At 67.6% G+C, this 15,642-nt stretch carries 12 protein-coding genes; 5 read left to right on the plus strand and 7 right to left on the minus strand.

The window, feature by feature from the left end; all coding sequences use genetic code 11:
* Positions 1-3: 3 nt before the first annotated feature.
* Genes D1610_RS03945 through D1610_RS03955 form a run of 3 tightly spaced genes read left to right on the plus strand, consistent with a single transcriptional unit; the run spans position 4 to position 3,841 of the window.
* Complete coding sequence (locus D1610_RS03945) at positions 4-840, plus strand: p-hydroxycinnamoyl CoA hydratase/lyase (protein ID WP_118862773.1); 837 nt, start codon at positions 4-6, stop codon at positions 838-840.
* Positions 841-846: 6 nt separating this feature from the next.
* Positions 847-2,967 carry an acetate--CoA ligase family protein gene (locus D1610_RS03950; RefSeq protein ID WP_118862774.1) on the plus strand — a complete coding sequence of 707 codons (2,121 nt, stop codon included), beginning with the start codon at positions 847-849 and terminating at the stop codon, positions 2,965-2,967.
* 10 nt (positions 2,968-2,977) lie between these two features.
* Positions 2,978-3,841, plus strand: a complete 864-nt coding sequence (locus tag D1610_RS03955) for an amidohydrolase family protein (RefSeq protein WP_118862775.1) — start codon at positions 2,978-2,980, stop codon at positions 3,839-3,841.
* 9 nt (positions 3,842-3,850) lie between these two features.
* On the opposite strand, the gene D1610_RS03960 is transcribed toward D1610_RS03955, so the two are convergent.
* The 6 genes from D1610_RS03960 to D1610_RS03985 form a co-directional block, all read right to left on the minus strand.
* Entirely contained in the window at positions 3,851-5,221 is a 1,371-nt protein-coding gene (locus D1610_RS03960) for a spinster family MFS transporter (RefSeq protein WP_118862776.1), read from the minus strand.
* Complete coding sequence (locus D1610_RS03965; protein WP_182466685.1) at positions 5,214-6,413, minus strand: CaiB/BaiF CoA transferase family protein; 1,200 nt, start codon at positions 6,411-6,413, stop codon at positions 5,214-5,216. Before D1610_RS03965 ends, D1610_RS03960 begins: the two co-directional genes overlap by 8 nt.
* Positions 6,410-7,957 carry a carboxylesterase/lipase family protein gene (locus tag D1610_RS03970; protein ID WP_118862778.1) on the minus strand — a complete coding sequence of 516 codons (1,548 nt, stop codon included), beginning with the start codon at positions 7,955-7,957 and terminating at the stop codon, positions 6,410-6,412. The genes D1610_RS03965 and D1610_RS03970 overlap by 4 nt, the downstream gene beginning before the upstream one ends.
* A complete protein-coding gene (locus D1610_RS03975; RefSeq protein ID WP_118862779.1) occupies positions 7,954-9,144 on the minus strand; it encodes a CaiB/BaiF CoA transferase family protein in 1,191 nt (396 codons plus the stop codon). Before D1610_RS03975 ends, D1610_RS03970 begins: the two co-directional genes overlap by 4 nt.
* A gap of 37 nt (positions 9,145-9,181) precedes the next feature.
* A complete protein-coding gene (locus D1610_RS03980; RefSeq protein WP_182466686.1) occupies positions 9,182-11,902 on the minus strand; it encodes a TonB-dependent receptor domain-containing protein in 2,721 nt (906 codons plus the stop codon).
* A 169-nt stretch (positions 11,903-12,071) separates the two neighbouring features.
* The gene (locus tag D1610_RS03985) at positions 12,072-12,995 is read right to left on the minus strand and encodes a LysR family transcriptional regulator (RefSeq protein ID WP_118862781.1); all 924 of its coding nucleotides are present in this window, start codon (positions 12,993-12,995) and stop codon (positions 12,072-12,074) included.
* A 397-nt stretch (positions 12,996-13,392) separates the two neighbouring features.
* Here D1610_RS03985 and D1610_RS03990 point away from each other — a divergent pair, with 397 nt between their 5' ends.
* Both D1610_RS03990 and D1610_RS03995 read left to right on the plus strand, forming a co-directional pair.
* Positions 13,393-13,764 carry a cyclase family protein gene (locus D1610_RS03990; RefSeq protein ID WP_118862782.1) on the plus strand — a complete coding sequence of 124 codons (372 nt, stop codon included), beginning with the start codon at positions 13,393-13,395 and terminating at the stop codon, positions 13,762-13,764.
* On the plus strand, positions 13,764-14,420 hold the full coding sequence (locus D1610_RS03995) for an SDR family oxidoreductase (RefSeq protein WP_118862783.1): 657 nt from the start codon (positions 13,764-13,766) through the stop codon (positions 14,418-14,420). Before D1610_RS03990 ends, D1610_RS03995 begins: the two co-directional genes overlap by 1 nt.
* 81 nt (positions 14,421-14,501) lie before the next feature.
* Here the strand turns inward: D1610_RS03995 and D1610_RS04000 are convergent, their stop codons facing one another.
* A complete protein-coding gene (locus D1610_RS04000; protein ID WP_118862784.1) occupies positions 14,502-15,362 on the minus strand; it encodes a DUF4861 family protein in 861 nt (286 codons plus the stop codon).
* Positions 15,363-15,642 lie beyond the last annotated feature (280 nt).

Below are 15,642 nucleotides of genomic sequence, written 5' to 3' on the forward strand. Positions count from 1 at the left end.
TGCATGACCGAACTGAGTAGCAACGGCGTCGTCGCCTATGATGTCGCGGACGGCATCGCGTGGGTGAAGTATAATCGTCCCGAGAAGCGCAACGCGCAGAGCCCGACACTCAATCGCGACATGATGGAGGTGATCGATGCGCTCGAATATCGCGACGATGTCGGCGTGCTCGTGCTGACGGGCGAGGGCGAGGCGTTCTGCGCGGGCATGGACCTCAAGGAATATTTTCGCGATACCGAAGCCCAGGGTCTTGGCGGCACGCGCCGGGCGCAGCGCGAGGCCTATGGCTGGTGGCGGCGGCTGCGCTGGTATCAGAAGCCGACCATCGCGATGGTCAACGGCTGGTGCTTCGGCGGCGCCTATGGCCCGCTATTCTCGTGTGATCTGGCCTTTGCCGCCGAGGAAGCGCAGTTCGGCCTGTCCGAAATCAACTGGGGCATCCTGCCCGGCGGCGGTGCGACCAAGGTGGCGGTAGAGCTGATGCCCTTCCGCAAGGCGATGTACCACGCGATGATGGGCGAGAATATCGACGGCAAGACCGCCGCCGAATGGGGCCTGGTCAACGAGGCGCATCCGCTCACCGCGCTCAAGGAGCGTGTGACCGCCGTGGCCAAGGCGCTGCTCAAGAAAAATCCGGTCGCGCTCAAGGCGACCAAGGACGCGGTCCGCCGGGTGTCGATCCTGCCCTATGACGAGGCCGAGGATTATCTGATCCGCGCGCAGGAGGCGGCCAACAGCTACGATAACGAAGGGCGCAAGGAGGGCATCCGGCAGTTCATCGACGAAAAGAGCTACAAGCCTGGGCTGGGCGTGTACGACAAGAGCCGTCAGTCGGCCTGAACGATCATGGATGCCGCCACCATCGCGCCGCCGCGGACCCGCTCGCTCGATCGGCTGATCAAGGCCCGCTCGGTCGCCATCCTCGGCGTGTCGGAGCGGCCGGGCGCGCTCGGCAATCAGGTGCTCGCCAATCTTGAGCGCCACGGTTTCGACGGCGACATCCACCTGATCAATCCGAAGCATGAGACGCTGGCCGGGCGTCCGTGCCTGCGCTCGGTCGCCGACCTGCCCGAAGGCATCGACGCAGCGGTGCTGGCGATCCCCGGCGCGGCGGTGCTCGATACGGTGCGCGCGCTCGCGGCGCGCGGCGTGGGCGCCGCGGTGATCTTCGCCGCCGGCTTCGCCGAAGGGGGCGAGGAGGGCCTCGCCGCGCAGCGCGAGGTGGCGCGCATTGCGGCCGAGAGCGGCATGGTGATCGAGGGGCCCAACTGCCTCGGCATGACCAACTATGTCGATGGCGTCGCGCTCACCTTCGTCGAGACGCCGGCGGAGCGGCTCGGAGACCGGCCCGGCGTGGGCATCGTTTCCCAGTCGGGCGCGATGGCCGTGGTGCTCGGCACCACGTTGATGGCCAAGCGGCTAGGCATCTCCATCTCCGTGTCGACAGGCAACGAGGCGGCGTCGGGCGCCGAGGATTATATCGAGTATCTGCTCAAGGCCGATCACACGCGCGTGATCGCGATGATCGTCGAGCAGTTCCGCCAGCCCAAGCGCTTCCTTGCGCTCGCCGAACGCGCGCGGGCGCTCGGCAAGACGATCGTGCTGCTGCATCCCGGCAAATCGAGCGCCGCCCGCGAATCGGCCGCGACGCATACCGGCGCGATGGCCGGCGACTGGCAGGTGATGAAGACGCTGGTCGAGCATGCCGGCGTCGTGCTGGTCGACGGGCTGGAGGAATTGGGCGACGTCGTCGATCTCACCGTCCGCTGCGGCGGGGTCTCGGCCTCAGGCGCCGCCGTGCTGACCGAATCGGGCGCGTTCAAGGCGCTGACGCTCGACCTGTGCGAGACGATCGGGCTGCCGCTGCCCGCGCCCGCCGATGCGACGCACGAAGCGCTGCGCGCGGCGATCCCCGATTTCATCCCGGTATCGAACCCGATGGACCTGACCGCGCAGGCGCTGGTCGATCCCGATCTCTACCGGCGCACGCTGGCGCCGCTGCTGGCCGATGACCGTTACGGCGCGATCGTGCTCGGCATTATCCAGACCGACATCGCCACCTCGAAGCTGAAGTTCGAGCCGATCATTGAGGCGATCCGCGCCTTGTCGCCGACCAAGCCGGTGATCTTCGCTGGGCTCGATGACGGCGCGTCGGTGCCGGCCCAATATATCGCCGGGCTGCGGAATCTGGGCGTGCCTTACTTCCCGTCGCCGGATCGCGCGTTCCGGGCGCTGGCGCGTCTCGCCGACGCGGGCCGGCGGGGGCAGGCGAGAGCGGCGATCGATCCGGTGCCGGCGGCGCTGCTGGCCGGCAGGGTCATTCCCGAATATCAGGCCAAGGCGCTGCTCGCGCCGCTCGGTCTCGCCTTCCCCCCGGGCGGCTTCGCGGCGACCGTGGAAGAGGCGCGTGCGATCGCCGGACGGGTCGGCTATCCGGTGGTGCTGAAGGCGCAGGCGGCCGCGCTCAGCCACAAGAGCGACGCCGGTGGCGTCATCCTCAACATCGCCGATGATGTCGCGCTGCATGGAGCGTGGGAACGGCTGTTCGCCAACGTCTCCGCCTATGACGCGTCGATTGCGCTCGACGGCGCGCTGGTGGAGGCGATGGGCGCGCGGGGCTTGGAACTGATCGTCGGCGCGCGCAACGATCCCGAATGGGGGCCGGTGATCCTGGTCGGCTTCGGCGGTGTCACCGCCGAGCTGCTGCACGACGTCCGGCTGCTGCCGCACGACCTGACGCACGAGGCGATCGTCGCCGAGCTGCGCCTGCTCAAGCAGGGGGTGCTGCTCGACGGCTATCGGGGGTCGCCCGCGCTCGATATCGACGCGGCGGCGCGCCTCATCGGCGTGCTTGGCCGCGTGCTCGCCGGCACACCATCGATCCGGGAGATCGACCTCAATCCGGTCGTCGTCTATCCCGAAGGACAAGGCGCGGTCGCGCTCGATGCGCTGATCCTCGCCGGATAGGAGGCGAGCGATGGACGTGGACAAGCTGGCGGCGATCGACATCCACGTCCATGCCGAGGTGTCGTGCCACGATCCGGAGGACCCGATCTTCGGCGAGTTCCTCGACGCCAGCACGCGCTATTTCAAGGCCGAGCGTCGCCGTCCGACCATCCCCGAGACGATCGCGCATTATCGCGAGCGCAATATCGGCTTCGTCATGTTCACCGTCGACATGGAGGCGGGCACCGGCGTCAAGCGCATCCGCAACGAGGAGATCGCCGAAGCCGCGGCGGCGAACGGCGACATCATGATCGCCTTTGCCTCGATCGACCCGCACAAGGGCAAGCGCGGCGCGATCGAGGCGCGCGACCTGATCGAGAAGCATGGGGTCAAGGGCTTCAAGTTCCATCCGCCGCTGCAGAATTTCGACCCGGGCGACCGCATGGCCTGGCCGCTGTACGAGGTCATCAACCATTACAAGCTGCCGGCGATCTTCCACACCGGCCATTCGGGGCTGGGCGCCGGCATGCCGGGCGGCGGGGGCATCCGCCTGAAATACGGTCAGCCGATGCTGGTCGACGAGGTCGCGGTCGCCTTTCCCGACATCCGGATCGTCCTTGCCCATCCCGGCTGGCCGTGGACCGACGAATCGCTGTCGATGGCGCTGCACAAGCCCAATGTCTTCATCGATCTGTCGGGCTGGTCGCCGCGCTATTTCCCCAAGCAGATCGTAACCTACGCCAACGGTCAGCTGGGCGACAAATTCCTGTTCGGCAGCGATTTTCCCCTGATCCCGCCCGACAAGTGGATCGCGGCGTTCGACCAGGCGGGGTTCAAGCCGGAGCTGCGCGAACCGATCCTGAAGGGAAACGCCGCGCGCCTGCTGTTCGGCTGAAGGCCGCGATCACTCCTCGTTGATCGTGCAATGGCGATTGGCCAGCCAGAAGAAGAAGGCCGCGCCGAGGAACGAGGTGGTGACCAGGCCGAGCGCCAGCCGCAGCCCTTCGGCCGATGCGGTGCGGCACGCATCTGCGAGGGCTGCGGTCGCGCCGGCCGGCGCGTGGCCGCCCGGACAGGCTGTGGTGAACGCGCCGTAAGCGTCGCCGAACATCTGCGCGGTGAGCGCGTCGCTCAGCAGGCCGACCAGCAACGCGCCCAGTCCCATACCGATGACGTTCGACGCGACGGTGAAGATCGCTGCGGCGGTCGCCCGCATGTGGGAAGGCACGATATTCTGGATGGCGGCGAAGTTGGGACCGTTCTTCAGGTCGGTCGCCAGGTTGGCGCTGAGCAGGCCCAGCAAGACCAGCGGCCACGCGCTCATGCTGAAGGCGATCAGATAGAAGATGAATGAGAGGAGCGCGCCCGTCGCGCAGACGAGAACATAGGATCGCCCGCGCGAATCCGCGAAGCGATCCGCCAGCCATCCGCCGAGGAAGGTGCCGACCAGCCCCATCGCGCCGAGCGCGCCCACGACCAGCCCCGCCGATGCGATATTGAAACCCTGCGTCCTCATCACGAACGATGTGGTGAAGGCGCCGATGCCGGTGATACCGATGCCGTTGAACGCGCCGGCGATGAAGATGAACAGGAACGCGCGGTTGCGGAACGCCCATCCCAGATCGGCCAGCAGCGGCTGGACCGGCCGGGCGACGTGACCGGCGGCGTGGCGCGGCTCGCGCAGGATCGCCCATAGCACGACGGCCAGGGCCAGTCCGGGCAAGCCGACCGCGAGGAACGCCACCCGCCAGCCGAACCAGTGCGCCACCGCGCCGGTGAGCACGGGGGCGACGATAGCGGCGATCGGCGGGCCGGCGGCGTAGATCGCCATCGCCGATCCGCGCTGGCGCGGTGCGAAGCTGTCCGCGATGGTCGACTGGCTGATCGGGTGGCAGCCGCCTTCGCCCATGCCGACGCCCATCCGGCACAAGGCCAGCGAGACGAAGCCCGTCGCCGCGCCGCAAAGCGCCGTCGCCCCCGACCAGAAGCTGAGCACCGCGGCGAGCAGCCGCGCGCGGTTCACCCGTTCGGCCAGCCGCGCGATCGGGATCGCCGACAGCGTGTAGAACAGCGAGAAGGCCGGGCCTGCGATGAAACCAAGTTGCGTGTCGGTGAGCTGCAGGTCGACCTTCAGATGCTCCTGCAGGTTCGACAGCGCGTAACGATCGAGCGCGCTGGAGATGTTGACCAGCAACAGCAGCCCGATCGCCAACCACTGATAGCGCGTCCAACGTTCGCGCGGGGTTGGCGGCAGACGGGTCGCCGCGTCAGCCATCGAACCCGCCTTCGGCGCGGATCGCGTCGATGTCCGCCGCGCTCAGCCCCAGCGAGTCGAGAATCTCCTCGGTATGCGCGCCGGGCAGCGTCGCCGCGTGCCGCACGCGTCCGGGCGTGTCGGAAAGATGGAACGGCGTGCCGACATGGATCAGCGTCTCATCGCCATGGGCGACGTCGACATAGACGCCCCGGGCGCGATTATGCTCGTTCGCGATCGCTTCGGCGAGCGAGAGGACGGGCATGGCCTGGGTGTCCGCCTCGGCGAAGATCGCCGCCCATTCGTCACGCGGCCTGGTGCGGAAGATCGCCTTCAAGTCCTGCTGCATCGCGGGGTGCTGATCGGTCGCGTGCTGGAGGTCGGCATAGTGCGGGCGATCGACAAGGTCGCAGAAGCGCCGCCAATACGCCGTCTCCATGTCGGTGGTGCAGATATAGCCGCCGTCGGCGCACTCCCATACGCCGCCCTTCGGCTGCCATCTGGCATCGGGAGGGCCGAGCTTCGACGCATCCGGGTTGCGCGCCATCGTCACCATCATCAGCGGTGCGGAGGCGTCGCTCATCGCCACGTCGACGCGCTGGCCCCGGCCGGTGCGATCGCGCGCCATCAGCGCCATCAATGTCGCGATCGTCGCGTGCGACCCGGACAGCACATCGGCGACCTGCAGGCCCGGCATGGTGGGCGTCGGCAGGCCGTTCAGCCGCGACAGCGCGCCGGCGAGCGACAGCGCGGCGGGATCGTGGCCGGCGCGCCCAGCATATGGCCCCGTCTGCCCGGTGAACGACACCGAGGTGTAGACCAGCCGCGGGTTGAGCGCCTGCATCTCCGGCCAGCCATAGCCCATCCTGGCCAGCGTGCCGGGACGATAGTCCTCGACCAGCACGTCGGCGGTTTCGATCAGCCGGTGGATCGCCTCGCGCGCCTTTTCATTGCCGGGGTTGAGCAGCACGCTCCGCTTGTTGCGCGCCTGGGTCTGCAAGGCGCGGCGGCGGTGGAAGGCGGCCTCGCTCTCGCCCGCTGCGCCGGCGACGAAGGTCTGCTTGGCGAGTTCGCGCGGATGCTCGATGCGGATGACGTCGGCGCCCATGTCGGCCATCAGCCATCCGACATAGGACGCCGGCAGGAAGCGGGAGAAATCGATCACGCGGATGCCGGACAGGGCGGTGGGCGTTCCTGCTTGGGGATCGGTCATGACGGCCTTTCGGGAGTAAGGTCCAGCGCGCTGTCGAGCGCGGCGGCAAGATCGGGATGAAGGTCGGGGCCGACATTCCATCGGCGGTCGATGTGCATGCGGCGGCGGGTCGCCGCGTCATAGGCGGGCCAGGCTGGCTGCCCCTCGGCGGCGGGGCTTCCGGTCCCGGCGAAGGCGCGCCAGGCGCCGCTGACGTCGGCCGCTATCGCGCGCGTGTCGTCCGTTGCCGGACCGACCATCTCGGGCGCGCGGTCGACGGCATCGAACACGAAGGGCAACTCGATCATGTGCGGGCTGGGGCCGACCGATCCCCAGGCGTCGGTCGCCCAGTCGAAGCGGTAGAGATAGGTCGGAGCGGAACCGGCCGCGGCACGCCGCGCCGCGATGGTGCGGGCAAAGTGTCCGGTCGGGAATTCGGTAAAGATGGCGAGGTAGGTCTCGAACGGCGAAAGCCCAGGCGCCGCGCCACGCCACGCGGCGAGCAACGGCTCCATGCCATCGCGCAGCACCGGCGCGAGGCGGCGCCGCACCTCGTCCCATTCCATCGCCGGATCGTTGGGACCGAAGCCCATTCGCGAGAAATAGCTCGCTTCGGTGCGATTGTAGCCGATGATCAGCGGGATATGCGCGGAGATGGCGGGCGCGCCCTGGGCGAAGGGATCGCGCGGGATCAGCGCGGCATCGACCACCGGGCTGAATATGCCGGGAAAACCCGGCCCGCGCGACGGCATCGCCTTCGTCACGCGCGCCGCCGCAGCGACGATCGCATCGGCGGGCAGCGCCCGCAGCGCTTCGATGTCCCCCAGCGGAAGATCGAGCTGCGCGAACAGCGCTTCGGTCGCCGCCCGCGCGCGATCGCGATCGAGATGCCGCACCCTCGGCCCGCTCTGCATGATCGCGCGGTGGAACAGCGGGACGGCATCGGGCATCGCGAGCAGCGTCGAGATTTTCAGCGCGCCGCCCGATTCGCCGAACAGGGTGACGCGTTCGGGATCGCCGCCGAATGCCGCGATATTGTCCCTGATCCAGCGCAGCGCCGCGACGATGTCGGCGATCCCGGCGTTGGCGGCGCCGGCGAACGCCGGATCGAACGACTCGAGATCGAGAAACCCGAGCGCGCCGAGGCGGTGATTGAGGCTGACCACCACCATGTCGCGACGCGCCAGCCGATCGCCCTCGAACAACGGCGCGGAGCCCGAGCCGCTGCCGAACCCGCCGGTATGAAGCCAGACCATGACCGGTCGCCGGCAATGGTCCGCCGCCTCCGCCGTCCAGATGTTCAGCGCGAGGCAATCCTCATCGGTGCCGATCTCGCGACCGTCCACCCAGATCGGCGGCGGCCGATCGGGACGGCCGCGCATCGGCTGCGGGCAGCTTGGCGCATAGGCCAACGCGTCACGGACGCCGGCCCAGGGAGTTACGGAGATGGGAGCCTGAAAGCGCTCGGCGCGGGCGTAGGGAATGCCGCGGAACCAGAGCATCCCATTGATCCGTTCGCCGCGCACGCGCCCGGCGGCGGTCTCGACGATCGGCGCGTCCGTCACCCGAAGGCGCCCTCCTCGCGAAGCCTGGCGATCTCATCCGGCGCGATGCCGAGCTCGCCCAGCACCGCATCGGTGCTTTCGCCCAGGCGCGGCACGGGCCCCGGTTCGATCGGCCCGCTTTCGAGCAGGAAGCCGGGGCCGACGGCGACCAGCGGCTTGTCCGATCCGGGGATCTCCGCCTCGTGGAACAGCGCGCGCTCCTGGAAATGCGGATGGCTGGCGATCTGCTCGATATCGCGGATCCTCGATACGGGAACCTTCGCCGCCGCCAGGCGGGGCTCAAGCTCCTCGGCCGATTGCGTCAGGAAGAAATCGGTCAGCCACGCCTTCAGCGCATCATAATTTTCGACGCGCAGTTTGTGCGTCGCGAAGCGGGGATCATCCAGGATCTCGGGATGGCCGACGACATCGAGGAACGCCTTGATCTGATCCTGGTGATTGGCGCCCAGCGCGATCCAGCCGTCGCGCGTCTGGTAGAATTCCGACGTCGCGACCAGCCGGAAACCACGGTTGGCCATCGATTTCGGCGCGACGCCCGTCCAGAAATAGGTCGAGACGTTGGTGTTCATCAGCCGCAGCGCGGAATCGAGCATGGCGACGTCGATCGTCTCGCCCTCGCCGGTCACATGCCGCTTCTGCAGCGAGGCGAGGATCGCCATCACCCCGACATAGCCGCTGAACGCGTCGATCAGCGGAATGCCGATCATCTTCGGTCCATCGACCGCGGCGTTCAGCATCGCCAGGCCCGACATCGCCTGGACGATATGGTCGTAGGCGCCCCAGTTACGTAGGCTGCCCGTCTGGCCGAAGCCGGTGATGGAGGCGTAGATCAGCCGGGGATTGCGCGCACGCAGCACATCCGGGCCATAGCCCAGCCTCTTGAGCACGCCGGGGCGAAAATTCTCGACGACGATATCGACCGTTTCGGCCATCTGCAGCAGCACCTCGCGCGCGGCGGGGTGCTTCAGATCGGCGACGATCGATCGCTTGCCGTTGTTCACCGCGCCGAACGGCGTGCTCATCAGCGGCGGGCCGGCATGCTCGGTATAGCTTCTCAATGAATCGCCAACGCCGGGTTTCTCGACCTTGATCACCTCTGCGCCCAGCAGGGCGAGCATGCCGGTGCAGGTCGGTCCGGAGATCGCGTGCGTGAAGTCGAGCACGCGGACGCCTTCCAGCGCCTTCATCGCAGCCGCTCGCGCATGGTATTTCGGCCGATCGTCATCAGAATTTCTTCTCCAGAACCAGGGTGAACATGCGGCCGAACAGGCTCGCCGCACTCGCGTCAACACCACCTTGAATATTGACGAACGGCGGGTCGGTATCGAACACGTTGGTGACCTCCAGGCTGACGCCCAGCCCTTCGAGCCAGGGCGATCCCTGTTCGAATTCGTAGCCGACGCGCAGATCGAGCGTCGCGTTCGCGTCGATCTTCTCGTCCGGCGTGACGAGGTTGTTGGTGTAGCCGTTCAGGAACCTGAGCGTCGCCGATGCCGCCCAGCCGGCGTTCGACCAGCCGGCATCCGCGTTGAAGCGGAAACGCGGTGGATAGTAGATGGTGTTGAGCACGTTCTGCGCCGGCGCGGCGTCGGTCACCTTGATATCGTACTGCGTGACCAGCGTCCCGCCGACCGAGGCGTAGATATCACCCCAGTCGAGCCGCTTGTCGTAGCTCAGCACGAAATCGAAGCCGGCCGCCTGCGTGGCGCTCAGGTTCGACGGCCGACCGTCGAAGATGAAATCCACCTGCGCGGGCAGGACGCCGTTGATCCGAAGCCCGGAATTGGCGATCAGATCGTCCACCTGCTGCTGCGTCGGGTTGCGGATCACCGTGCCTGCGAAGAGCGGGTTGACCAGCACCGTATTGATTGCGGGCGCCGTGATCTGGCCGGTGTAATCGAGGTTGAAATAGGTGGCGGTCAGCGTGAGGTCGCTGGTGGGCCGCCATTCGGCGCCGATCGTCCAGGTGGTCGCCTCCTCCGGGCTCAGGCCCGGATTGCCGTCGTTGATCTGAAGGCCCGTGCTCGATCCGGTCGGCGAACTCGGATCGGGCTGGGTCGTGACGACCAGCGCGGCCCCCGATTTCGGCGACAGCGTATCGCTGAGGTAGGGCGCCTTGAACGACGTGCCGTAGCTGCCCTTGAAGGTCAGGTCGCGCACCGGCGACCAGTTCACCCCGAACTTCGGATTGAAGGTGCCGCCGACGTCCGAATAGTCGTCGTACCGGCCGGCGAGCGACAGCTCCAGGCGCTCGAACCCCGGCGTGGCATTGGCCGATCCGAAGAGCGGAACGTAAAGCTCCGCATAGCCGGAATGGATGCTGCGCTGGTTCTGCGCCACCGTCGTGACGGGCGCGGCCTGGGTTCCGCGGTTACTCTCACCGCGGAAGTGCATCCGGGTATAGTCGAACCCGGCCGCCAGCCGCACCGCGCCGCCGGAAATGTCGAACAGCGTGCCGCTTAGCTCCGCCTGGCTCGAAAATATCCTGCTGCGCGGGCGCGAGTTGAAATAGCTCGAGAACACCGCGTCGCGCACGGCTTGGCTGTTGCCGCCGCCGAAGGGATTGAACGCCGTTGCCGGATCGGTGCTGTTGAGCGCCGCGGTCAACGCCGCGGGCAGGGCGAAGAACGCGTTCACCACATCGGAGCTGTGCGCCCAGTTCGCCGTCGTCGACACCTTCCATGTGCCGCCGAGCTCAAGGTCCGCGCCGATCGTCGCGAGGTGCGACTTGCTGAGGCCGCTGAAGGCGAGCGGCGCATCCGCGCCGAAGAAATACTGGACGACGACCGACGAGGGATCGGTCCCTGGCGGCGCGACGAAATAGGGATTGGTGCTGGGCACCGTCAGGTTGGCGACGCTGCTGGTGGAGCCTTGCTGCGTGTCGTTCGCGTCGAAGCGCCGTTCCGCATAGAAGCCACGCGCGAAGACCGAGAGACCGGGCGTCAGCTCCTGGGTGATGCTCGCATAGCCGGCATTGCGTTCCTGCTGCCCCAATATGTCGCCCAGCCGGTAGACCTCGCACAGGTTGCGGGTGTTGGGCACGAGCTGGTCCGCATTGGCGCTCGTCACCCCGCCTTCGGGGATCGCGTAGGGAATCCCGTCGACGATGATGTTGCCCGGGTTGCACTGCTGGCTGCGATAATCGTCGCCGCCGCGATCGGTGAGGTCGGAGCGGTAATAGTCGCGATCGACCCCGCGCAGCCGCGAGTTGTAATCATGCTGGAACGCGACGATCAGGCCGCCATTGTCCCAATCGACGCCGCCCATGATCGAAAGCTGGCGCTGCGAATAATCGTCGGCTTCCGACAGGCGCGCGCGCGCGACGAGGCCGTCATAACGGGTGCGCGGTATGAAGTTGACCACGCCGGCCACCGCGTCGGAGCCGTAGATCGCCGAAGCGCCGTCGGCGACAACCTCGACACGTTCGAGCACCGAGGACGGGATGCTGGCCGGGTCGGTCTGCGCGCCGTTCAAACCCGACGTTGCGAGCCGCTGGCCGCCGAACAGCACCAGCGTCGCCTTGGGGCCGACGCCGCGCAGGTTGATCGCGCCGGTGCGGGTCGCGTTGCTCGATGAAACGCCGGGGCCGACGACCCCGCTGACCGATTCGTTGATGCCCGCGCCGGAGACCTGCGGCACGCGGCGCAGCAGGTCGACGACGTTGGTCGCCGGCGTCTTCTCGAGGCTTTCGGAGCCGAGGGTGATCACGCTCGAGCCGACCGGGGCGACCCCGCGGATCCGGCTGCCGGTGACGATGATATCCTCGGCGGTCGTTTCCTCGGGCGTTGGCTCGGCAATGTCCTGCGGCGGCGCGTTCACGCCGGCGGCCGGCTGGGCGGCGTCCTGGGCCAACGCAGTTCCCGATGCTCCGCACATCAGGGCGGCCGTCGTCAGCGCGAGCGCGCGGCGGGTGCGCCTGCGCGGCGTGCACAATCCTTTCATCATCGGTGCTCCTCTCCTCCGATGTGCCGGCCGCTGGCGTCGCATGCGCCTCCGGTCCGGGTCAGCCGCGCCCGTTCGGGTCCTGGCGCGAGGAGGTGTGACATGGCCGATCCGGCCTTGCCCAACACGTTAAGGCTATGGGGGTATGCGCATGGCGCGTGGCCCCCGGCGGCTATGGCGAAAGCAGTACGCGCGGCCGATCGACCCCCGTCGCCGCCCCGCATTCGCGCTTGACGAGTTCCTCGATCAGCCCGGCGACGGCGGCCACGCTGCGGATCGAGGTCGATCCGCGGCGCAGGCAAAGCGACATTATGCGGCAGGGCGGCGGATCAGCCGCCGGCGCTACCGATACTTCGCCGCGGGCGAGCTCGGGCAGGATCGCCGCGCGGGGCAGAACGGTGACGCCAAGGCCCCGCTGGACGGCTTGCAGGACGAGTGCGAGCGAGCCGATCTCCGCAGCGATCCGCGGCTGCAAGTCGCTGCCCTGAAAGATCGTCGCCAGCACGCCGTGCACCGCGCTCTGCGCGCGCGTCACGATCCACGGCAGCTCAGCGAGCGCGGCGATGTCCGTCGGCGGTGGCGGCGCGCCCGCGCTCTGGACGAGGACCAACTCCTCGCGGAACAGCCGCGTCACCTGCACGCTCGCATCGGCGCTCTCGACCGGCGCGAGGGCGAGATCGATCGTCCCGGCGTGGAGTTGCGCCAGCAGGTTGCTCCCGCTGTTCACCTGCAGGCTGATCTGGGGATAGCGGGCAAGGGTTTCGGCGACGAGCGCGATCCCGATGAACCGCTCATGGCTTGGCGGCAGGCCGATCGCCACCGATCCGGTGAGGCCGCCGCCGTCCACGCCGACGTCGAACCTGAGGCCGGAAACCTGCCGGACGATGATCTGGGCGCGGGTATAGAGCGATCGGCCGGCTTCGGTCAGTCGAATCCCATGCGGGGAGCGCTCCACCAGCTGGCAACGAAGCTCATGTTCCAGAATGGCGAGCTGGCGGCTCATGGCCGGCTGGGCGATCTCCAGGTTCTGCGCCGCCTTGCTGATGCTGCCGGCATCGGCGATGTGCAGGAAATATTCGAGGCGCCGGGTCTCCATGCGCTTCAGGTCGTGTGGGATGCGCGAACCATCGCGAGCCAATATCTCCCTCGGGCAAGCTCGCCCGCCGAGATGTCGGGCGGCAAAAACTGTAATACTATAAAGCTATCTTTTGGCAATATGGTTTGCGTCGCGGCCCATCTGCCGAAAGCGCACCACGCTTTCGCCGCCGGTCGAACAGCGAGGGTCGATTCAGATCAGCGAGATGTTGTGCTGGAGCGGGTGAGAGGAATTGTACTTTGTCACACGTGGCCGAAGGCTAAAATATAGTGCTGCATTAAAGGTGCTTCGCCGCGACGGGACGCGATTGGATGGTGGTGGACGGGCATGTCGCGAGCGCCGAGGCCGTCATCGCATGCCTCGACCGGACCGGGACCGAACTGCAGCGCGGCGACGTTTGCTGGTGCGCACCGGCTGGCTGCGCGCCTTTCTGGACGCAGCGCCCGCCGAACGGCTATCGCTGTTCCGCGACCGCACCTATTCGGGTCTGTCGGGTGGAGAGGATATGTGGGAATTGCTTTGGGACCGGCGTGTCGCCGCGGTCGCCGCTGACAATGTGACGGTCGAGGTCTTTCCGATCACCGGCAAGCCGATGAGCCTGCATCTGTCGATCGCGCGGCTCGGCATGAAGCTGGGCGAGATGTTCGATCTGGAAGCGCTGGCGGACGATTGCGCCGCGGGCGGCAGCTACGCGGGCTTCTTCACCTCGATGCCGCTCAACATGCGCGGCGGCGTGGGATCGCCGTCCAACGCGATGGCGATCGTCTGATGGGCGCGGTGATCGTCGCGGGCGGCGCGGGCGTGCTGGGCCAGGCGGTGGCGGCCGAATTGCGGGCGCGGGGCCATCGAGTTGCCATAGTAGACCTTTCGGAACCGAGGGAAGGGGGCGATCTGGCTTGCGCCGGCGTCGACCTGACCGATCCGTCGGCGGTCGCCGCGGCGTATCGAACGATCGCCGATTCGCTGGGTGGCATTGGCGCGGTGGTCAACGTCGCGGGCGGCTTCCTTTGGGAAAAGGTCGAGAGCGGCGAGGTCGCCAATTGGGACCTGATGTACCGGATGAACGTCCGCACCGCGGCGGTCTCCTGCCGCGCGGCATTGCCGCATCTCACCACGAACGGCGGCGCCATCGTCAATGTGGGGGCCGCCGGCGCGACCCAGCCCGGCGTCGGCATGGCCCCCTATGCCGCGTCGAAGGCCGGTGTTCGCGCACTGACCGAAAGCCTGGCGCAGGAACTGAAAGGGGCATGCGTGCGCGTGAACGCGATCCTGCCCACCATCATCGACACCCCTGCCAACCGGCGCGACATGCCCGATGCCGATCCCGTCGATTGGGTGCGACCGGAGGCGATCGCCAAGGTCGTGGCCTTCCTGATCTCCGACGATGCCGAGGCGGTCAACGGCGCGTCGATCCTGCTGTCCTAGCATCCTCCTTTGGCTGGCGTCGAACATCGGGCAATTATCCCGGCTGTGAAAGGCATGGTCGGACGAAGCTGAACGACGCGATCACTGCGTCGCCGGCGCCGGCACGCTGAAGTCGAGTTGCTCCCCGGCGGCGTAGGCGTTCCACTTTTCGCGAGTGTCGAAGCCGCCCGCGCCCCGGCTCCACGCCGAGCCGGAATAATAGACGAGCGGCGTCCCCGGTGTGACACGGACGATGATCAGATGGTTGTCGGCGTCATCGCGCACCTCGACGATAGCCGACGGATCGACGCGCAGCGCGATCGCCATCCGGCCATGCGCGTCATCGTCCGGTCCCCACCAGGTCATCAGCCCCCCAGCGCGATCAATCGTCACCTCGCCGCCGTCGGGCCCGGTCGTCCGCCGGCCGATGCCGATCCCCACCAGCAAGGGTTCGGGGCGGTCGGACGAGAGCGTCGAGACCATTCGCGTGAAATGCGTGCCGAGCGGCAGGGTGAACCGCCTCGTCTCGCTCACCTGGCGATCGACGCCGACCGGCCAGGGGGCATAGTCGACTTCGAAATCGGCGGCGTCGCCGCCGCTCGCAAGCACGCGATGCGCGACATAGTTACGCGAGGTCCAAAGCTTGTTGTCGTGCCAGATGCCGAGCCCACCCGCTCCGCGGCCGGTGCCGACATTGTAGAAGTCCAACCCTTCGCCGTGATAGCCGTGCTGGTCGCCGGTGCGCAGCTGGCGATCGGCGAATGGCCAAGGATATTGCTTGCCCCAGCTGTCGATACCGGAGCCCGAAGGCGGCTCGACCGCTTCGAGCGCATGACCATAGATGCGGTGCGCCGTCCGGTCATTCTCCCACAGCAGATCGTCGTGGCGATAATCCGCCAGCGTGACCACCGCCGCCGGCGATCGATTCGCCGGCGGCGTCAGCACCGGCGGCTTGGCTGGCATCGCACTCGAAGCTGCTTTCTGCGAGGACGCGGCGCTGTCGCAGCCGGCTATAGCCACCGCGGCAGCCAGCAGAATCGGGGCGGTCAGTCGCGATGAGTTCACGAGGCTTTTCCTCCTTGGTCGAAGATGAATGCGGCACGATGACAGGGTCGAGGCGTGGGCGCGAGGATATGCACGATTGCGAGCGCGATGAAACGATCGCGACATTACAACGGCCTGTCGCTGCGGCCAGTATCGATTCCGGCCAGCCGGACGGGCGGTCGACCTTGGTCTCGAGTGC

This window comes from Sphingomonas gilva (genome assembly GCF_003515075.1).
In the GTDB taxonomy this organism is placed as follows: domain Bacteria; phylum Pseudomonadota; class Alphaproteobacteria; order Sphingomonadales; family Sphingomonadaceae; genus Sphingomonas; species Sphingomonas gilva.